We start from the raw sequence: 21,059 nt of genomic DNA on the forward strand, positions 1-21,059 counted from the left end.
GCCAGCGGACCGGGCGCAGAATGTTCGCCCATGTTCGGCCGCCGACCCATCGCCCTCGCCACCGTCGTGACCCTCGGACTGCTGCTCGCCGCCTGTGATGGTGGGGAGGCGCGCGGCGCGGGGAACTCCGCGCCGACTCGCGTCGAGCGTTCCGACGACCCGCGCGCCGCGGCCCTGCGCACGGCCCTGGAACAGGGCCAGACCGGGGCGGCGCGGACCCTCTACGACCAGGTCGCGCCGCGGCTCGGGGCCGAGGGCCCGACCCTGGAGGCGCGGCTCTTGGTGCTCGAGGGCGACGTGCTCGGGGCCCTGCGCGTGCTCGAGGCGGCCAAGACCGACTGGCCCGGCGACGGGCGGCCCTTCGCGGCGGCTGCCGAGCTGTATGCGGGTCTCGGCCGGCTGCAGGCGGCCCAGGACGAGGTCGATCGCGGCCAGGCGGTGGTGGGGCGCACGCCGGCGTTGATCCGCGCCCTGGGGATCGTCGGCATCGCTACCCCCGGCGGTGCCCAGTCGGGCCTACAGCTGCTCGAGGAGGCGCGCCGCGCGGACCCGAACCTGCCCTTCTGCACCGAGCCCCTGGCCACGGCGCGCACGCTCGTGGCTCGGATCGCCCTGCAGCAGCCCGATCTGCCCCGGGCCGAGGCCCTGGCGCGGGGGGCCCTGGAGCTGCGGCCCGGGGACGCCGACGCGCGCGTGACCCTGGCCGACGTGCTCGAGGGCAAGGGGGACTTCGAACCGGCTGTGGTCCTGATGGAGGCGCTCTTCGAGGAGGGCGAGGTCAGCGTCGACGACCTGCGCGAGCTACTGACCCACGCGGCCACCGCGGCGATGGTGGAGCGCGACCTGGCGCGGCAGTTGGCGCATCTGTTGCGCGCGCGGGAGTTGGGCGCCACCGAGGCCCAGTTGGGCTTCGGCGCGACCGTGCTGCGTCGCGAGGCCCAGTCGGCGATCGACCGCGGGCGTGAGGCGCAGAAGGCCGCTCGACTGCTCGACGTCGAGGGGGCTGATGAAGAGCTGCGCGCCATGCGCGCCGAGAAGCTGGCCGAGGCCGAGGGGGAGTACCTCTACGCCCGCCGCCTGGACCCCGAGGCGATCGAAGCCTTCCACCGCCTGGCCCAGCTCGAGTGGGACCGGGGGGACTACCGCGAGGCCGCCCTGGCCTGGGAGTCGGCGGCGGCGCGGGTCCGCACCCTCCCGGAGGGCTCGCCGCGGCCCGCGGTGCCCCTGCACGAGAACGCCGCCCAGGCCTGGCGCAAGGCCGGCCGCCCGGACCTGGCCCGCGACACCCTGACGGGCTACCTGGCCGAGGAGCCTGAGGGGGAATGGGCCGCGAGCACCCGCGCGCTGCTGGTCGAGATCGAGGCCGCGGACGAATGAGCCCCGGTGGGTGAACCTCGGCGGCCCCCTGCGGGCCGCGGAGCTTCGCCCGGTTGACATCCGGCGGCCGCATCTCGAGGACCGGTCACCGGCGGCCGAGAATCGCGGGGCCGAGATTCGCGGGGCCGACGCCCGGACCGTGGGGGCCACGCCGCCCGGAGGGCTGCTCCGGTGGGGCCTCGTCTCGAGGGTCCGCGGGCAGAACTCCCCGCCATTTGCCTCTCGGGCCGACCTGACCGCTGCGAATGGGGGAAACTTTTGCCATCCGGGCCAGTGAGCCGAGTCCGGAGGGAACCTGGGGACGCCCCGCCGGGTCACTACGCTGTCGTTCCCCCGCGGCCCGGACTCCCCCGGGCCCATGAGCGCCTCCGCGGCGCATCAAGCCCGCTCGATCCACCGATCAGACCAAGCCCCCGGACCTACTTCGGTTCGCGGGTCGACCTCCCTTTCCAGGGCGGGATAGCGTTGATCGGAGGCTCTCGAGATGGGGCGGTCGTGCGACCACAGGTCACGACCTACTGCCAAACGGGCCACTGCCCAACGAGCCACCCCGCGGGGGGAGATACGGCGCCGGCGCGCCAGATTCTCGACTCCTTCGGATTCGGCCAACCGACCCGATCGAACACATGCTCGACGCCCGCATCAGCGCTCTCGTCGCCCTGGCGCTCTCCAGCAGCCTGGCTTCCGCTCAGATCAAGTCCGAGGGAGCCGCCGCGGCGGTCGCCTACGGACTGCCGACGGCCGAGGTTCCGACGGTCTTCGTCCAGCCCCCCGACGTGGGGGCCTACCTGGCCGAAGACGAGGTTCGCGGGCCGTTCCCGCTGCGCTACGGCGCGCTGATGGACGTCGACGTGGCCTGGGCCAACGACGGCGTCTGGGACCAGCTCGAGAACGGCGACTGGGCCTGGCGCTTCAAGGTGCTCTCGCCGGGCGCCAAGTCGATCGGCCTCGAGTTCGACGAGTTCTGGCTGCCCGAGGGCGGCCAGATCAACCTCTACGACGACACCCTCGAGACCGTCTTCGGCTCCTACACGTCGGTCAACAACCAGCCCCACGAGCAGATCCAGTTCGAGCCCTTCCCGGGCGAGAGCGTGATCTTCGAGTACGTGCACCCGGCGGGTGCGCGGGAGATGGCCAAGTTGCACCTGGGCACGGTGATCTACGACTACCGCGGCCTGTTCGAGCTCGAGAACCAGCTCGACGACGGCAGCGGCGGCGGCACCGGGGCCGGTAGCTGCCTGGTCAACGTCAACTGCCCCGAGGGCGACCCCTACGAGCTGCAGAAGCGCGCCACGGTTCGCACCCTCTCCGGCGGCTCCCTGTGCTCGGGCGCGCTGATCAACAACACCGCTTTCGACGGCGAGCAGTTGGTCCTCACCGCCTGGCACTGCGGTCAGGGCAGCAACACCGTCTTCCGCTTCAACTACCAGACCTCGGGCTGCAGCGGCGGCAGCGCGCCCACCGGGCAGAACGTGTCCGGCGCGACGAACCTCGCCAGCTACCAGAGCTCCGACGGTCGCCTGCTGCGGATCAACAGCAACATCCCGTCGAACTACAACCCGTACTTCGCCGGCTGGAACCGCACGACCCAGAACCCGACCTTCGCCATGTCGATGCACCACCCCAGCGGTGGTGTGAAGAAGATCTCGATCGACAACAACGGCGCCACCAAGGTCTCGGTCGGCTTCCAGGGCATCGGCACGGTCCAGGCCTGGAACTGCAACTGGAACGTCGGTGACACCCTGGGCGGGAGCTCGGGCGGGCCTCTGTTCGACCAGAACGGGCAACTGCGCGGGGGGCTGACCGGCGGCCCCGGCGGGAACTGCCCGATGATCGACTACTACGGGCGCTTCTACACGTTCTGGAGCAACACCAACATCGACACCTGGCTCGACCCCCTCGGCCTGGGTGTGACGTCGATCGACGGCTTCGATCCGAACAACCCCGGCGGAGGCCCGGGCGGTACCACCCCGCAGATCGACTCGATCTCGCCGGCGACCATCGCAGCGGTCAACCCGACCTCGCCGGTGACGATCACCCTGACCGGTGACGGCTTCGACGGCGTGACTTCGGTCGAGGTCGACGGCGTTCCGCTGAGCGCTTTCCCGCCGGAGTTCTCGGTCCCGAACAACTCGACGCTCGTGGTCACCCTGCAGCCGCCGTACAACGTCGGCACCAAGACGATCAAGGTTATCGAGGGTGCGCTGAGCGACGAGGTGGTCGTGCCGGTCACGTTCAACTTGACGCCGACCATCGACCTGGTGAACTCGGACCCGAGCTTCCTGATCTCGGCCTTCCCGCTGGAGGTCTACATGGGCTCGTTCCCGAACGACCTGGCTTTCCTCCTGGTGTCGACGAGCCTGGTGCCGTCGACCCTGCCCGGGATCTTCAGCGCCTCGATCGGTAACAACCTCACGAACCTGTTCCTGGTGAACAACTTCGTGATCAACCCGGCCACCGGCTACGCCAAGGTCGACATTCCGATCTCCGGCCTGCCGACGGGCACGAAGTTGTACTTCCAGGCCGGGGTGCTCAGCTCGGTCCTGCCGAGCCTGCCGCTCAACATGTCCAACGTGGAGTCCGGTACCGTCCTCTTCTAGGTATCGCTCCGCACGATCCTCGGGCGCTTCGCTACGGTGGAGCGCCCGATCCCGTTCTCTGGTGGCTGACGCACGACGCTGATTGGCGCGACAGGCGGCCACCCGAACCCCCCGAGGTCCGGCAAGGGACCTCCCCATCCGACCCGAACCCCCACGCCCGATGCAGTTGAACCAAACCGCTCGTATCGCCGGCCTCGCCGCCATGGCTGCGGCCGCCACGGCCGCCACGGCCAACGCGCAGATCAAGGAGGCGGGCAGCCCCGCCGCGATCTGGGCCGATCTGCGCACCGAAATGGTGCCGACCGAGTTCGTGCAGCCCCCGCAGGTCGAGAACCTCAAGCTCGAGGACGAGCTCAACGGGTACAAGCCCCTGCGCTACGGGGCCATGGTGCCGATGGACCTGACCGCGGATCAGGCCGGCATCTACGACGAGCTGCCCGACGGCACCCTGATCTGGCGCTTCCGGATCTACAGCCCCGGGGCCTACTCGATCGGCCTCGAGTTCGACGACTTCGTGCTGCCCGAGGGCGCGCAGGTCTTCATGTACGACGACACCCTGGAGACCGTCCTGGGTGCCTACGGGGCCATCAACAACCAGCCCAACGAAGAACTGCTGTTCGAGCCCTTCCCCGGCGATCATGTGATCTTCGAGTACCAGCAGAAGCCGGGCGTGATGGGCACGCCCGAGCTGAGTCTGGGCTACGTGGTCTACGACTACCGCGATGTGCTGAACATCTCCGACGCTCAGCTGGAGCAGTGGGGCATCGGTAGCGGCTGCGGCGATGTCGACGTGAACTGCCCGGTGGGCGACAACTGGGAGCTGCAGAAGCGCGCCACCGTGCGCACCCTCTCGGGCGGCGCCCTGTGCTCGGCCGTGTTGCTGAACAACACCAACGACGACGAGACCGGCTACGTCTACACCGCCAACCACTGCGGCCAGAGCAGCAACACGACCTTCCGCTTCAACTACCAGAAGTCGGGCTGCAACACCGGCAGCGCGCCGACGGGTCAGAACGTCTCCGGTTGCACGGTGCTGACCAGCACCTCGACCTACGACAACCGCTTCCTGCGAATCAACAACGCGATCCCGTCGAGTTACGACCCGTACTACAACGGCTGGACGCGAACGACCCAGAACCCGACCTACGCCTTCTGGATGGGGCACCCGGGTGGTGGCGTGAAGCGCATCGCCTACGACAACAGCGGTGCCACCAAGGGCACGCTCGGCGCGCCGAATTCGGCCTGGTTCGTCGACTGGGACGAGGGCTACACGCCCCCCGGCGCCTCGGGTGGCCCGCTGTTCGACCAGAACGGACAGGTGCGCGGCACGGCCTGCTGCGTGAACACCTACAGCTGCCCCGGGCAGGTGGCCTGGTTCGGTCGCTTCGACAAGTTCTACAGCGCCAACAACCTGGCCCAGTGGCTCGACCCGGCTGGTGTGAATCCCACCAGCTTCGACGGCTTCGACCCGAACAACCCCGGTGGCGGTGGCGGCGGCGGCACGACCCCGCAGATCGACTCGATCTCGCCGACGACCATCGCTGCGGTCAACCCGACCTCGCCGGTGACGATCACCCTGACCGGTGACGGCTTCGACGGCGTGACTTCGGTCGAGGTCGACGGCGTTCCGCTGGGCGCTTTTCCGCCGGAGTTCACGGTCCCGAACAACTCGACGATCGTGGTGACCCTGCAGCCGCCCTACAACGTTGGCAGCAAGACGATCAAGGTCATCGAGGGCGCGCTGAGCGACGAGGTGGTCGTGCCGGTCACGTTCAACTTGACGCCGACCATCGACCTGGTGAACTCGGACCCGAGCTTCCTGATCTCGGCCTTCCCGCTGGAGGTCTACATGGGCTCGTTCCCGAACGATCTGGCCTTCTTGCTGGTGTCGACGAGCCTGGTGCCCTCGACCTTGCCGGGGATCTTCAGCGCCTCGATCGGCAACAACCTCTCGAACCTGTTCCTGGTCAACAACTTCGTGATCAACCCGGCCACCGGTTACGCCAAGTCGGAGATCCCGATCTCCGGGCTGCCGACGGGCACCAAGCTGTACTTCCAGGCTGGGGTGCTCAGCGCGGTCCTGCCGAGCCTCCCGCTCTCCATGTCCAACGTGGAGTCGGGGACGGTTCTGTTCTAGGGCGCGCTGTCCTGGAGCGGTAGCGCTCCAGCGCGCGTCTCGATCGACGGAGCCAGCCGGGCTTCGGTCGATCGCAATCATGGCCCCCGTGGCGTCCTCGGATGTCGCGGGGGCCGACTCATTCGGGAACCCAAACGCATTTGGCCATTTCCACGGCTCCCGTTCGGGCTCTCGACGGTCAGAAGTAGTGCGAGACCCTGTCGTCCCTCCGCTCCCCCTACGGCGCACGTGTGGCCGTGCCGCGAAGGACCATCCAACCCGACCATCGACCATGCGATCGCTTCCGTTCGTTCTCGCCCTCGCGGCGACCCCTTCCCTGGCCCTGGCCCAGATCGAGTCCGACGGCACGCCCTGCGCCCTCACCGACAACCTGCGCACGGAGCTGGTGCCGATCGAGTTCGTCCAGCCGCCGGACGTGGGTGCCTACCTGGCGGAGGACGCCGCGCGCACCGAGGCTGGCCCCCTGCGCTACGGCGCGCTGCTCGAAGTCTCGATCAACCCCTTCGACAACGGGGTCTGGGACGAGTTGGCCGACGGGACCCAGGTCTGGCGCTTCAAGGTCTACAGCCCGGGGGCCAAGTCCATCGGGCTCGAGTTCAGCGAGTACTGGATTCCCGACGGGGCGCAGATCTACCTCTACGGCGACACCCTCGAGCGGGTGCACGGGGCCTACACGTCGATCAACAACCAGCCCCACGACCAGATCCAGTTCGCGCCCTTCCCGGGTGACAGCGTGATCTTCGAGTACGTGCAGCCGGCGGGCGTCGAGGGCCAGGCGCGGCTCGAGCTGGGCACGGTGATCTACGACTACCGCGACCTCTTCGCGCTGGAGGCCGGCCTGGACGCCACGGGCGGTCTCGTCGGCGGCAGTGGGGCGGGCAGCTGTCTGATCGACGTCAACTGCCCCGAGGGCGACCCCTACGACCTGCAGAAGCGGGCCACCGTGCGGACCCTCTCGGGCGGCGGTCTCTGCTCGGGCGCGCTGATCAACAACACCTCCCAGGACGGCACGCGCTACGTGCTCACGGCCTGGCACTGCGGACAGAGCAGCAACACGGTCTTCCGCTTCAACTACCAGACATCCGGCTGCGGCACGGGTGGCGCGCCCACGGGCCAACAGGTCTCGGGTGGCACCAACCTGGTCAACGATCAGTCGGCGGACGGCCGGCTGATGCGGATCAACAACAACATCCCGGCCAGCTACAACGCGATCTTCGCGGGTTGGAGCCGCTCGACCCAGAACCCGAGCTTCTGCATGTCGATGCACCACCCCAGCGGCGGTGTGAAGAAGATCTCCATCGACGGCAACGGGGCCACCAAGGCGACCGTTCCGATCGGCGGCATCGGCAACGTGCTGGCCTGGAACTGCAACTTCGTCGGCGGTGTCCAGGGTGGTAGCTCCGGGGGGCCCTTGTTCAATCAGAACGGTCAGGTGATCGGCGACTTGAGCGGCGCCAACTTGGGGGTCTCGTGCCCCCAGTCGACGTCCTATGGTCGGCTCTACAGCTTCTGGGCCAACGTCAACGTGGCCCAGTACCTGGATCCCACGGGCACTGGCCTGACGTCGGTCAACGCCTTCGACCCGGCCAACCCGGGTGGCGGGCCCGGCGGCACCGTGCCGCAGATCGATTCGATCGCCCCGACGACCATCGCCGCGGTCAACCCGACTTCGCCGGTGACGATCACCCTGACCGGTGACGGCTTCGAGGGCGTGACCTCGGTCGAGGTCGACGGTGTGCCGCTGAGTGCCTTCCCGCCGGAGTTCTCGGTCCCGAGCAACTCGACGATCGTGGTCACCCTGCAGCCGCCGTACAACGTCGGCACCAAGACGATCAAGGTCATCGAGGGTGCGCTGAGCGACGAGGTTGTCGTGCCGGTCACGTTCAACTTGACGCCGACCATCGACCTGGTGAGCTCGGACCCGAGCTTCCTGATCTCAGCCTTCCCGCTCGAGGTCTACATGGGCTCGTTCCCGAACGACCTGGCCTTCCTCCTGGTGTCGACGAGCCTGGTGCCGTCGACCCTGCCGGGGATCTTCAGCGCCTCGATCGGCAACAACCTCACGAACCTGTTCCTGGTGAACAACTTCGTGATCAACCCGGCCACCGGCTACGCCAAGTCGGAGATCCCGATCTCCGGGCTGCCGACCGGGACCAAGCTGTACTTCCAGGCTGGAGTGATCAGCGCGGTCCTGCCGAGCCTGCCGCTCTCGATGTCCAACGTGGAGTCGGGGACGGTGTTGTTCTAGCCGGTCACCAGGATCCGCGCCCAGCACGCCCAAACAGCGATCTGCGGCCGCCTCTCGCCCGCTGACGGCACCTTGCAGACCGACCCGTCGCGGTCGGGGCGTGAAGCCCCGACTGCGGGGACTCGGTCCGCAAGGCACCGCCAGCGGACGAGTTGGACCCACTGGACACGAATCCTGGTGACCGAAGCGGGCTGGGACCCAGCTCCGAGCCGGCGGCGCAAGCGGGGCTGACCGATGTTCCGCCCCCGCGCCGTTGGGAAACGGCGCGGGGGCGGTCCCGTTCAGGGGCAGCCCGTTCCCGGTTCAGGCGAAGTCCGGCCGGCTGAGGCATGCTGGAGCGGCCCCGGCGCAAGCTCCGCCCTTCCCCGCGCACTTCGGTCCACCGCCACCGCCCATGCGTTCGACCACGCTCCTCTTCGCCCTGTTGGCAGGCCAAGGTCTGGCCTCGGCCCAACTCGAGTCCGAGGGACTGCCCGCGGCGATCTTCGCCGGCCTGACGCCGGATCAGGTCCCGATCCAGTTCGTCCAGCCGCCGGACGTTTCCGCCTACCTGGCGCAGGACGCGGCGCGGACTGCCGCCGGGCCCCTGCGCTACGGCGCGCTGCTCGACGTCTCGATCGATCCCACGACCCACGGTGTTTGGGACCGACTGCCGGACGGCAGCTTGGTCTGGAGGCTGTTGCTCTTCAGCCCCGGCGCCAAGTCGATCGGGCTGGAGTTCCGGGAGTTCTGGCTCCCGGACGGGGCGCAGGTCCACCTCTACGATGAGTCGCTCGAGGTCGTCCACGGGGCCTTCACGTCGATCAACAACCAGCCCCACGGGCAGATCCAGTTGGCGCCGTTCCCGGGGGATCGGGTCGTCTTCGAGTACCTGCAGCCGCCCGACGTCCGGACGACCGCGCGCCTCGAGCTGGGCACGGTGATCTACGACTACCGGGACCTGTTCGCCCTGGAGACGCAACTCGCCGGGGCGACGCCGACCGGTGGCTCGGGCGATGGCGCTTGCCTGATCGACGTCGATTGCCCCGAGGGCGACCCCTTCGAACTGCAGAAGCGCGCCACGGTGCGGACCCTCTCCGGGGGAGGACTGTGCTCCGGTGCCCTGCTCAACACCACCGCCCAGGACGGTGCCGGCTACGTCCTCACGGCTTGGCACTGTGGTCAGGGCGCGAACACCGTCTTTCGTTTCAACTACCAGCTCGACGGCTGTGGCAGTGGCGCGCTCCCCGAGACCCAGGAGCTCGCGGGCTGCACGGTGCTCGCCAGCGACAACCCGTCCGACGGACGCTTGCTGCGGATCAGCACGGCCATTCCGGCGAGCTACGCGCCGTACTTCTCGGGCTGGAGTCGGTCGACGACGAACCCGAGCCTCGGGCTGTCGATGCACCACCCAGGCGGCGGGGTCAAGAAGCTGTCGATCGACGCCGACGGAGCGACCAAGACGACGCTCTTCATCATCGGGATCGGGAACGTGCCGTCCTGGCGCTGCGTCTTCTCCGGTGGCTTCCAGGACGGTAGTTCGGGTGGGCCCCTGTTCGACCAGGGTGGGCGCCACCGCGGCTTCCTCAGCGGCGGTCCGAACGTGGCCTGTCCGGTCGAGGCCTACTTCGGCCGGCTCTACACCTTCTGGGACAACGTCGACCTGAGTCCCTGGCTGGACCCGACCGGGACGGGTCTGACCGCGATCGACGGCTTCGACCCCGACAATCCCCGCGGTGGACCGCCGGGGACGGATCCGAAGATCGACTCACTCTCGCCGGCCTCGATCCAGGCGGTCGAGGCCGACTCGCCCGTCGCCGTGACCCTGTCGGGAACCGGCTTCGAGGGCGTGACCTCGGTCGAAGTGGACGGAGTCCCCCTCAGTGCCTTCCCGCCGGAGTTCTCGGTCCCCGACAACTCGACCTTGATCGTCACCTTGAAGCCGCCCTTCGACCTGGGCTCCAAGCACATCAAGGTCATCGAGGGGGCGTTGACGGCGGAAGTCGACCTGCCCGTGGACCTCAACGGCGAGCCGACGATCGACCTGGTCAGCTCCGATCCGAACTTCCTGATCTCCGCCTTCCCCCTGGAGATCTACATGGGCGCCCAGCCGAACGACGCGGTCTTCCTGCTGGTCTCGACCAGTCTGGTGCCGACCAGTCTTCCGGGCCTGTTCGAAGCCTCCATCGGCAACGGCTTCGCCGACCTGTTCCTGGTCAACAACTTCCTCGTCAGCGGCGCGTCGGGCTACGCGAAGGTCGAGATCCCGATCGCCGGACTGCCCACGGGGACCAAGCTCTACTTCCAAGCCGCGGTGCTGGCCGCGGTCGCGCCCACCCTGCCCCTGGCGATGTCGAACGTGGAGAGCGGGACCGTCTTGTTCTGAGTGGGGGGGCACTGTCACGAAGAGGGCCCGAACCGGGTGGAGCCGCAGGGGTCGCGGCCAACGGCGACCCTGGGGACAGCCGGGCCGCACGATCCGTTGCGGCGCGACGGGCACGGTCCCGAACACGAGTTGAGACCTAACAAGTCCGTTACCACTCGAGGAGTTCGGTCGCGTCAAGATCTGCACCACGTATTCAGTCGGTGTTCTGCGAGAATGCGCCGGTGACCTCGCTCTTCCCGAGGCGGCCGCTGAACCGTCCGCGCGAGTGCGGGGCTATCGCGCCCAGCCCTCCCAACCCAAACCCAATCAGCCCCATGCGAAAGCTCACGCTTGGCATCGGCCTCGCCCTCGCGGCGTCGCCCAGTCTCGCCCTGGCCCAGATCGAGTCCCCCGGGTCGCCGGCCGCGCTGCTCGCGGACCTGCGCACCGACGCCGTGCCGATCGAGTTCGTCCAACCCCCTGACGTGGGCTTTCTGAAGGCCGAGGACGCGACCCGCACCGAGCCCGGACCCCTGCGCTACGGCGCGCTGTTGCCGGTCGACATCAACCCCGCCGAGAACGGCGTGTGGGATCAACTCTCCGACGGCTCGATGGTCTGGCGCTTCAAGGTCTACAGCCCCGGCGCCAAGTCGATCGGTCTCGAGTTCAGCGACTACTGGATCCCGGAGGGTGCCGAGATCTTCCTCTACGACGACACGCTGGAGCAGGTCCACGGCGCCTACACGTCGATCAACAACCAGCCCCACGACCAGATCCAGTTCGCGCCCTTCCCGGGTGATAGCGTGATCTTCGAGTACGTGCAGCCGGCGGACGTCGATGCTCGCCCGCGCCTGGAGCTGGGCACGGTGATCTACGACTACATGGACCTGTTCGCCCTGGAGGCCGAGCTGATCCTCGAGAACGAGGGCCAGGGGATCGGCGCCGGCGCCTGCGACGTGAACGTCAACTGCCCAGAGGGCGACCCCTTCCCGCTGCAGAAGCGCTCGGTGGTCCGCACCCTCTCGGGTGGTGGCCTGTGCTCGGCCGTGCTGGTCAACAACACCGCGGGCGATCAGACGCGCTACGTGCTGAGCGCCTGGCACTGCGGTCAGAGCAGCAACACCGTGTTCCGCTTCAACTACCAGACGGCGAACTGCACCGGCGGCTCGGCGCCCACGGGACAGCAGGTCTCGGGCGCGACCCAGTTGGTCTCGAACCAGGCCTCCGACGGCCGGATCATGCGGATCAACAACAACATCCCGGCCAGCTACAACCCCTTCTACGCGGGCTGGAGCCGCTCGACGACGAATCCGTCCTTCGCCATGTCGATGCACCACCCCGGCGGTGGGCCGAAGCAGATCGCGATCGACGGCAACGGCGCCACCAAGGCGAACGTGAACATCGGCGGCATCGGTGTCGTGCCGTCCTGGCGCGTCGTCTTCAGCCCCGGAACGACCGAGGGCGGCAGCTCCGGTAGCCCCCTGTTCGACCAGAACGACCGCGTCCGCGGCACCCTCAGTGGCGGTCCCGCAGGGACCTGCCAGGCCGAGGGTTTCTACGCGCGCCTCTACGACTTCTGGAACAACGTCAACATCGCCCAGTACCTGGATCCCCTGGGTAGTGGCGCGACGGCTATCGACGGGTTCGATCCGAACAACCCCGGTGGCGGCGGCGGAACCTTCCCCGACATCACCAGCATCTCCCCGACGTTCATCACGGCGGTCAACCCGACCTCGCCGGTCTCCGTGACCCTGACGGGTACGGGCTTCGAGGACATCACCTCGGTCGAGGTCAACGGCGTTCCGCTCTCGGCCTTCCCGCCGGAGTTCTCGGTGCCCAACGACACGACCCTCGTGGTCACTCTGCAGCCGCCTTACAACGCGGGCACGATCAACATCAAGGCGATCGAGGGCACGCAGAGCGACAACATCGACCTCTCGGTCACGTTCAACACCACCCCGACCATCGACCTGGTCAGCTCGGACCCGAACTTCCTGCTCTCGGCCTTCCCGCTCGAGATCTACATGGGCGGCTTCCCGGGTGACTCGCACTTCCTGCTGTTGTCGACCAGCCTGATTCCGTCGACGGTGCCCGGGATCTTCAGCGCGGGGATCGGCAACAACCTGACCAACCTGTTCGGCCTCGGGGTCTTCACGGTCAACCCGGCCACCGGCTATGCCAAGGTCGAGGGGCCGTTCACCGGAATTCCCACCGGGACCAAGCTCTACTTCCAGTCGGGCGTGCTGAGTGCCGTCCTCCCGAGCCTGCCCCTGACCATGAGCAACATCGAGTCGGGCACGGTCCTCTTCTAGGGCCGCTTCTGCCCGAGTCGGTTCCCCGGGTCGGACTCTCGGGGACTGGGTTCACCGGGCCTTCGCTTCGAGGCCGCCCGCCTGAGCCCGGCCCCGAGGGAGTCCCACCCCTGCGCAACCGACCGACTTCTATCGGGCCCCGCCCCCTCCAGGGGGCGGGGCCCATTTTCGTACCTGCAACCCACTGAGCGGGCCTCGAGGGGCGTTTGACGGGTAGGTGACGGAATCGACACCTACCTGGCCCCCAATCCGGGCCTAGTATTCAGGATTCCACCGATTCGGGCGCGACTCTCGGGGGCCCGGTACCGTCCAAGCCGTGCCTGAGGAGCGAGACGGCTCCCCCCCGGATCGCCTTCCTGGCCGCCGCTGGCGGGGCCAGGTTGGACCGTCCGACGCCGTCGGACCGATCGCTCGGCCCTGGAGCCGCCCCCGCCGGGGGCACGCCGGCGCCCCGATCGGTCCAGAACAACTCTCTCCGCTGATCCCCATCGCCACGACCCAGTCAGCCCATTTCATGCGTAGCCAATCCTGGATCCTCGTCAGTGCCCTCTTGGCCGCCCCCGCGGCGGCCCAGATCGAGAGCGAAGGCTCTCCGATGGCCGTCCTCCAAGACCTGCGAACCGACGGGGTCCCGATCGAGTTCGTCCAGCCGCCCGACGTGGGCGCCTACCTGGCCGACGACGAGGTGCGGCCGCCCCTGCCCCTGCGCTACGGGGCCCTGATGCCGGTCTCGATCAACCCGGCCGACAACGGCGTCTGGGACGAGTTGGCGGACGGAACCATGGTCTGGCGTTTCAAGGTCTACAGCCCTGGCGCCAAGTCGATTGGCCTCGAGTTCGACGACTTCTGGCTGCCCGACGGCGCCGAGATCTACCTCTACGACGACACCCTCGAGACGGTCTTCGGGGCCTTCACCTCGATCAACAACCAGCCCCACGAGCAGATCGCCTTCGCGCCCTTCCCCGGCGACAGCGTGATCTTCGAGTACGTGCAGCCGACCGGCGTCGAAGACGGCGCGCGCCTGTCCCTGGGCACGGTGATCTACGACTACCGCAATGTCTTCAACCTGGAGGCCGAGCTCGACGCTCAGGCCGCTCAGGCGGGTGGCAGCGGCGCGGGAGGCTCCTGTACCGTCAACGTCAACTGCTCCGAAGGCGATGCCTGGGAGCAGCAGAAGCGCGCCACGGTCCGCACCCTTTCCAATGGCGGGCTGTGCTCCGGCGCCCTGGTCAACAACACCGCGGGTGACGGGACCCCGTACGTCTACACCGCCTGGCACTGCAACCAGGGCAGCAACACCGTCTTCCGCTTCAACTACCAGACGGCCAACTGCAACGGCGGGAGCGCGCCGACGAACCAGAACGTCTCCGGCGCCACCAACCTGGTCAACCACCAGAGCTCGGACGGGCGCCTCTTGCGGATCAACAACTCGATTCCGAACAACTACCTGCCCTTCTACGCGGGCTGGCGGAACACGAGCACCAACCCGACCTTCGCCATGTCGATGAACCACCCCGCCGGTGGTCCCAAGAAGATCTGCGTCGACAACAACGGGGCGACCAAGACCACGGCCAACTTCCAGGGCATCGGGAACGTCTCGGTCTGGCGCTGCTTCTGGAACGTGGGTGAGAGCCAGGGCGGTTCCTCGGGCGGCCCACTCTTCGACAACAACGGTCGGGCGATCGGCGCCCTGTCCGGCGGGCCGGGTGGCACCTGCGTCGCCACGACCTACTTCGGGCGGCTGAACGTGTTCTGGAGCAACGCCAACGTGGCCCAGTACCTGGATCCCCTGGGGACCGGGGCGACGGCGATCGCCGGACTCGATCCCTTCGGTGGTGGCCCCGGCTCCTTCCCGACGGTCGACTCGATCTCGCCCACATCGATCCAGACGGTGAGCCCCAACTCTCCCGTGGTCGCGACCCTCACGGGCACGGGCTTCGATGGAGCGACGGCGGTCGAGGTCGATGGCACGCCCCTCCCGGCGAGCGACTACGCGATCGTGAACGACACCACGATCACCGTCACGCTCTACCCGCCCTACAAGGTCGGGACCTACGTGATCAACGTGGTCGAGGGCCTGCTGGACGACAGCATCAACCTCGGTAGCTCCTTCGCGCTGGTCCCCACGATCGACCTGGTGAACTCGAGCCCCGCGTTCCTTACCAGCACCAGCCCGGCCGAGATCTACATGGGCGGCTTCCCGCTCGAGACGGTCTACCTGACGGGTTCGCTGAGCAACGTGCCGTCGGCCTTCCCCGGGGTCGTCAACCTCGGGATCGGCAACAACGGCCTGCAGCTGGTGATCATCGGCATCTTCACCGTCGATCCGCTGCTGGGCTACGCCAAGACCGAGGTCAACCTGCCCCTGCCGGCCGGCACGACGGTCTACTTCCAGGCCGCCAACCTCAGCGCGATCTTCCCGACCTTCCCCCTGACGGCCTCGAACATCGAGACCGGCGTGGTCCTGTTCTGATCGCGCCGAAGCCTGCCGCCTGATCAGGCGGCGCTGCGAGACCATGGCCCCTCCATCGCAACGGCGGTGGGGGGGCCTCGTCATTCTGCGTGCTCGGCGTGGACGCCTCGGGCACGGCCCGTTGCGACTCCATCGTGGTAGACACCGGGGCCCGGTTTCGATCGCCCGTGGGGCCAGGCTCGAATTCAGAGCTCTTCGTCGCCGCCGAGCGCGCGGTAGCGCTCGTAGGCGGCGGCGGAGTCCTCGGTGCGCCCGGCGTCGCGCAGGGCCCGGGCCAACTCGAGGTGAGCGCCGAGGAACAGCGGGTCCTCGGCCGCGTCGCTCGAAGCCACCGCCGTGAGATCGGCCAGGGCCTCGTCGTTGCGTCCGGCCGCGCGCAGCAACAGAGCCCGGTTGAGGCGCGGGCGCATGTCGGTGGCATCGCACTCGATGCACGCACCGTATGCCTCGATCGCTCCGGCTGCATCGCCGCCCAGGCGCCGCGCCTCGCCCAAGTGAAAACGAGCGCGGCAGTAATCGGGCTGGATCGCGAGCAGGGCCTCGAGTTCGGCCGCCGCGCGATCCCAGGCCTCCACCTGCATCCAACCCAGGGCCAGGCCCAGGCGCGGCAGGGGCTCGGTGGGGGTCTGGCGCATCTGGAGCCGCCGCACCCGCATGACCTCGTGCCATTGGCGCAGTTGGTTCGAGCGCTCGAGCAGTTCCTGGGCCTCGGCGCCGGCCCCGCGCTGGGCGGCGTCGCGCGAGAGCAGGTGCCACGCGCTGGGCGCGTCCTCGTGCAGGGGCGCCAACTCGAGGAAGCGCCGCGCAAAGAGCGCGGCCTGGTCCAGACGACCCGCGCGGGCCTGAACCCGAGCCAGCAGGATCCAAGCGGCCGGCAGTTCCGGATGGCGCAGGGGCGTGGTTCCGCCCGATTGATCGATCAAGAGCGCGCGCGCCTCGTCGAGCTGGTCGCGCTGCAACGCGATCCAAGCCCGTTCGAGGTCTACCCAGCCGATGGTGTCCGGGCTCACGCGGGCCCGCACCAGCAGGGCGTCCGCCTCGCTCTCGCGCCCGGCCTGGAACAGTGCCCGCGCGACCGTGGCCACCGCGCGACCGTCGCCGGCGAGCATCCCGCCCTCGGCCACCAGGGGCAGACCCAACTCGAGAGCAGGCCCCTGGAGCCCGAGTTCGAGCCTGGTGAGCAGCTCCTGGAGGGCCTCCACGGCGGCGCGGCTCTCGGCCTTCAGGGGCTGGTCCTGCGTCGCTCCGGACACCTGCGTCTCCGCGATCAGCGCACAACCGGGCCCCGCCCCCAGGGCGGGGGCGATGGGGGCCGAGGCCATGAACACGAGCGTCGCGAGGCGGAGTTGCATGGGGCGGTCGAGCCTACCGTGGCAGGCCGAAAGCGAGCCTGACGAACGGGCCGCTGAGGTATTCGCGGGTCGGGATCTGACTCTGGAGCAGGGGCCCGGTCAGGCCGCGCTCCAGGATCAGTCGTAGGGTCTCGGCCACCCCGGCGGCAGTGGTGGACTGGATCGCCCGCAGATGGCGTCCGCCGACCTCGATCGGATCGCAGACCCAACCGCGCCGCAGGGCGCGCCGGCGCCCCTGGGAGTCGAGACCCTCGACCGAGGCGAAGATCGCCACCTCGTCGTCGTCGCAGTGGGGGATGGCGGCTTCCATCCGCTCCTGCAAGCGCGCGGCGCGGTCGGTGCCCGCGCCGATCTCGGCCAGTTGCCGGTCCACCCAGGCGTAGTGCCCGAGGTGGCGCAGGGTCTTGTAGTCCAGGTGTCGCACCCGTCCTGCCAGGGCGGTGGGCAGGTCAGCGGCGCCCCCGGAGGTGAGGTCCTCCTCGAACTGTCGACCGTCGACCAACAGCGTGCGGCGTTCGGAGAGGGACTTCACGCGCAAGGTCTCGCCCTCGCGCACCACGATCGCGTCCTCCACGTACTCCGTGGCCACGCCCACCGGACTCCAGGTCCAGCCGTAGAAGTGCGGTGCGGTCGCGTGCCGGGTCAGCGCGCCCACGCGCATCGCGATCGAGTCGACCCCGTTCACCTCCCAAGTCTCGCAGGCGCGCTCGAACAGCGAGTTCGCGAGCACGTTGATGTAGCCGGGTGCCAGGCCGCACTGCAGGGCGAAGCAGGTCGACGCGCCCTGCGCCAGGCCTTGGATCTCCTCGGTCTCGCGCACGTACTCGGTCAGGTTGAGGTAGTGCAACCCGTGCTCGAGGGCCAGGCGCGCCATGCGCGGAGCCTGTGCTCCTGGCAGGCAGTCGATGATTGCGTCGGCGCTGGACAGGGCGGCGGTCAACTCCGCACTCACGCCGTCGGCCGGCATGGCGATCGCGACCGGCGGCGGATCCTCGCCGTCCGCAGTCGCGAACTCGGCCGCCGAACGCGCGGCGTCGAGGGAGAGGTCTCCGATGGTGACCGCGCAGGGCAGGGTCGGTTCGTTGCGCAGCAGGAGGGCCAGGGCGCGGCCAATGCCGCCGCCGCCGGCGATGAAGACGTGGTGTCGATCCGTGGCAGTCATGATCGCGCGGGTCGGACCCGCGCCGGACAGTTGGCGCCGCACGGGATCGCGCGGGCAGGGAATCCGCACGCAGGCGCGCGGCTGGATTGGAAGCGCTCGGGGCCTGCCCGAGCTTGGAAGTCGTGGCCGGAAGCCCTCAATGAAGGGGGCCCGCCAGCGCTGATCGAGCGCAACAGGTTAGCGACTAGCGCAGTGGCGAGTCCTCGACCAAGCCCTGGCCCTCACGGATCACCAGCCGGCGATCGGCGGCTCCCGGGCCGAGGCTTTCGACCCGACCCGAGGGCCAACGCACGTCGAGGCGCGCATAGCCCTCGAGGTCGCCGAGCCCGAAGTAGAGCTCCGGCGCCGAGGACGACTGGTAGCCCTGGGCGGTCATCACCTCGGCCTTGAGCGCGAACTGCTGGGAGTCAGGCGTGCCGCGCGGGAAGGCGGGCACCAGGATGACCGTCGCACCGTGACCGTCCGCTGGCGTGCGCGGGCCCTGCCCCTCGGCGTGAACGCTCGGCCCCAAGCAACGCACCACCAGGCGATGGGCGTCGGACCCGGTGCGGTTCATGCCCAAGGCTGCGGGCCCGTCGATCGTGACCAGGACCAGGTCGGGCGCGCCGTCCCCGTCCAGGTCGCCCACGGCGGTTCCGCGAGTGCCGACATCACGCGCCAGGATAGATTGCGCCGTTGCGGGTTCGACGGCCTGGGCCCGGGCGTAGGGACCCAGTCGCCAGAGGCCGTCGGGCTGCCCGTACTTGGTGCCGGTGCTGGGCTCGTCCGCCTGGGGATACACGTGCCCATTAGCGGTGAACAGCTCGAGCCAGCCGTCCCCGTCGAAGTCGACCAGATGCACTCCCCACGACAATAGCCGGCGCGTGGCGTTGCCGAGGCCGAGCCTGTAGGTCTGCGTCGTGAAGCCCACGTCGGCCCCGAACAGGACCTGGGTCGGCTCGTCCGAGAAGTTCGTCACCGCCAGGTCGAAGCGCCCGTCGCGATCGACGTCGCCGACCGCGACGCCCATGCCGGCCTCGGGCATCCCGTCCTGGTTGACGGCCACGCCGGCCGTGGGGGCGACGTCGCGCAGCCGCCCCGTGCCGTCGTTGATCAAGAGCAGGTTGGCCACCGAATCGTTGGCCACGTAGAGGTCGTCGTCGCCATCGCCCTCCGCGTCGAAGGCCACCACGCCGAGGGTGAAGCCCGCCGTGTGGTCGGGTAGCCAGGCGGCGGTCTTGTCCTCGAAGGTCCCGTCGCCGCGGCCGCGCAGAATGCGATCGGACTGGGCCACGAGGCCCCGCGGTCCGCAGTAGACGCTCAGGCCCTTCCATTGGCAGGGCACCGACAGCACGCCATCGCCCAGGGTCCCGATGGGGGGGGCGACCGGATCCAGGTCGAGGTACTGGCCCAGGTAGGCGTCCAGGTAGCCGTCGCGGTCGGCGTCGAACAGGGCCAGGCTGGTGGTCCACAGGGGCACCGAACCGGCTTCCCGGGGCTGGCCGACGACCAGGCGGGCGCCGGGGGCCTCGGCCTCGGTCGGCATGGTGCCCGGGTCGGCCACCGGCACGAGCCCGCCGGCCTCGCTCTGGAGCAGGACGGCCACGTCGCCGAAACCTCCGACCATCAGATCCGCGCGCCCGTCGCCGTCCAGGTCCCCGGCGCCCAGGCCTGTCCACCAACCCGAGAGTCCGGGGCCAGGGAGGGGCTCGAAGTGGCCCTCACCGTCGTTGACGAACAGCTCGACGTCCGCGCCGGGGCCGGTGATCAGACTCCCGAGCGTGTCGAGGCCCTGGGAGAAGGCCAGGTCCAGGTCGCCGTCACCGCCCAGGTCGAGCAGGGCCACTCCGGCTCCATTGGCCTCCAGGATGGTCGCCTTGCCGGGTTCGCCGCTGTGGTTGCGGTAGGTCAGCCCGCGGGCGGCCGCCTCGTCCGGAAAGCCCCGCGGCTCGGTCTCGGGGGACTTGTCCTGGACGCGGGCGGCCGTGCCGGTGTCCGTCACCGGGGCCGAGACCGGGTCCGGATCGGAGCAGGCTGCCAGGCCGGCCAGGGCCAGAAGGGTCGTCAGGCCGAGCGGGGCGGGGCTGTGTGAGGTCATGGGGAGTTGCAGGTCGCGGGGCGGCCGAGGATCCTAACTGCCGCTCGAGGGTCTCCGGCCGTTGACCGTCGGCGCTTCGGGGCCGTAACCTCTGCGGTTCGCTCCGCGGCTCGATGGTCTCCACGGACCCTCCCGCGACCGGTACCCGATCTCTATGGCACGCAAGGACCTGATGCAGGCCTTTCGCGAGCTGGAAGCCCAGCGTCGCGGGAGTGCTGACGGTAGCACCGACGGTGGCGCCGATCAGCGCGCCTCGGTGACGTCGTCCGCGGCGGCGCCTGGCGCGGCGGGCCCGTCGTCGGTAGCCGAGCCGCCTGCGGTCGCGCCGTCTCGTCATCAGGCCCCTGGCTCCGCTGCTGCCGGTGGCGTAGCCCGCGCCTCGCTCTTTCTCCCACTCGTCCAGCCGATCGTGCTGGCTTGCCTCGCACTGGTCTTCGCCCTGGGGTTCTTCCTCGGCAGCAACCGCGCCGCGGGCGTGTCCGCCGCTGGCCCGGATTCCGGTTCCGGATCCGCTCGCCCCGTCGAAGATCCGAACGGGCGCTCCCTCGACGACGACGCCTCGGGCGCGTTCTCCGAGGTGAATGCTGCCCTGCTCGACCGCGACAACCGCTACACGGTCCTGGCGATCACCTACGACACCAACTCCGCGCGCAACCGCGAGTTGGCGGGCGCGACCGTCCAAGCCTTCCGCGACGCGGGCCTCCCCGCTGCCCGGCCCCAGGCCAGTGGCGCGGCGCTGGTCGTGGTCGTCGGTGCCGCACCCACCCAGGAAGACCTGTTCGACCTGCGCGAGGCGGTGCGCGGTGCAGCCGCCCCCAGTGGCCGGGTGGGTGAGTTCTCAACTGCCGGCATCTACGCCATCGACAATCTCATCGAGCGCTAGATCTGATCGAGCGCTAGCTTCCCAGCCCATTCAGCCGTCGCGTCGGCGCCCCTTGTGGGCGACCACACGCGCGCGGCGAGCCTTCTCCTGACTG

At 69.2% G+C, this 21,059-nt stretch carries 11 protein-coding genes; 8 read left to right on the forward strand and 3 right to left on the reverse strand.

Annotated elements, in window-relative coordinates; translation table 11 throughout:
• Positions 1 to 30: 30 nt before the first annotated feature.
• The 7 genes from Pla133_RS08505 to Pla133_RS08535 all read left to right on the forward strand — a co-directional run bounded on the left by Pla133_RS08505 (position 31) and on the right by Pla133_RS08535 (position 15,491).
• Positions 31 to 1,377 (forward strand): tetratricopeptide repeat protein, encoded by a 1,347-nt coding sequence (locus Pla133_RS08505; protein WP_145064489.1) that lies wholly within the window; start codon positions 31 to 33, stop codon positions 1,375 to 1,377.
• A gap of 626 nt (positions 1,378 to 2,003) precedes the next feature.
• Positions 2,004 to 3,977 carry a trypsin-like serine peptidase gene (locus Pla133_RS08510; protein WP_145064490.1) on the forward strand — a complete coding sequence of 658 codons (1,974 nt, stop codon included), beginning with the start codon at positions 2,004 to 2,006 and terminating at the stop codon, positions 3,975 to 3,977.
• 160 nt (positions 3,978 to 4,137) lie between these two features.
• Entirely contained in the window at positions 4,138 to 6,114 is a 1,977-nt protein-coding gene (locus Pla133_RS08515; RefSeq protein ID WP_145064491.1) for a trypsin-like peptidase domain-containing protein, read from the forward strand.
• Positions 6,115 to 6,385: 271 nt separating this feature from the next.
• Positions 6,386 to 8,362 (forward strand): trypsin-like peptidase domain-containing protein, encoded by a 1,977-nt coding sequence (locus Pla133_RS08520; RefSeq protein ID WP_145064492.1) that lies wholly within the window; start codon positions 6,386 to 6,388, stop codon positions 8,360 to 8,362.
• Positions 8,363 to 8,756: 394 nt separating this feature from the next.
• A complete protein-coding gene (locus Pla133_RS08525) occupies positions 8,757 to 10,727 on the forward strand; it encodes a trypsin-like serine peptidase (RefSeq protein WP_145064493.1) in 1,971 nt (656 codons plus the stop codon).
• 314 nt (positions 10,728 to 11,041) lie between these two features.
• The gene (locus Pla133_RS08530) at positions 11,042 to 13,018 is read left to right on the forward strand and encodes a trypsin-like serine peptidase (RefSeq protein ID WP_145064494.1); all 1,977 of its coding nucleotides are present in this window, start codon (positions 11,042 to 11,044) and stop codon (positions 13,016 to 13,018) included.
• Positions 13,019 to 13,532: 514 nt separating this feature from the next.
• A complete protein-coding gene (locus Pla133_RS08535) occupies positions 13,533 to 15,491 on the forward strand; it encodes a trypsin-like peptidase domain-containing protein (RefSeq protein ID WP_145064495.1) in 1,959 nt (652 codons plus the stop codon).
• A gap of 185 nt (positions 15,492 to 15,676) precedes the next feature.
• On the opposite strand, the gene Pla133_RS08540 is transcribed toward Pla133_RS08535, so the two are convergent.
• The 3 genes from Pla133_RS08540 to Pla133_RS08550 form a co-directional block, all read right to left on the reverse strand.
• Positions 15,677 to 16,843 carry a tetratricopeptide repeat protein gene (locus tag Pla133_RS08540; RefSeq protein WP_145064496.1) on the reverse strand — a complete coding sequence of 389 codons (1,167 nt, stop codon included), beginning with the start codon at positions 16,841 to 16,843 and terminating at the stop codon, positions 15,677 to 15,679.
• A 13-nt stretch (positions 16,844 to 16,856) separates the two neighbouring features.
• The gene (locus tag Pla133_RS08545; RefSeq protein WP_145064497.1) at positions 16,857 to 18,005 is read right to left on the reverse strand and encodes a saccharopine dehydrogenase family protein; all 1,149 of its coding nucleotides are present in this window, start codon (positions 18,003 to 18,005) and stop codon (positions 16,857 to 16,859) included.
• Between the two features lie 184 nt (positions 18,006 to 18,189).
• Complete coding sequence (locus Pla133_RS08550) at positions 18,190 to 20,082, reverse strand: CRTAC1 family protein (RefSeq protein WP_145064498.1); 1,893 nt, start codon at positions 20,080 to 20,082, stop codon at positions 18,190 to 18,192.
• 154 nt (positions 20,083 to 20,236) lie between these two features.
• Here Pla133_RS08550 and Pla133_RS08555 point away from each other — a divergent pair, with 154 nt between their 5' ends.
• Positions 20,237 to 20,965: a hypothetical protein gene (locus Pla133_RS08555; protein ID WP_145064499.1), complete on the forward strand. Its 729-nt coding sequence runs from the start codon at positions 20,237 to 20,239 to the stop codon at positions 20,963 to 20,965.
• Positions 20,966 to 21,059 lie beyond the last annotated feature (94 nt).

It is taken from the genome of Engelhardtia mirabilis (genome assembly GCF_007748095.1).
Classification (GTDB): Bacteria; Planctomycetota; UBA1135; order UBA1135.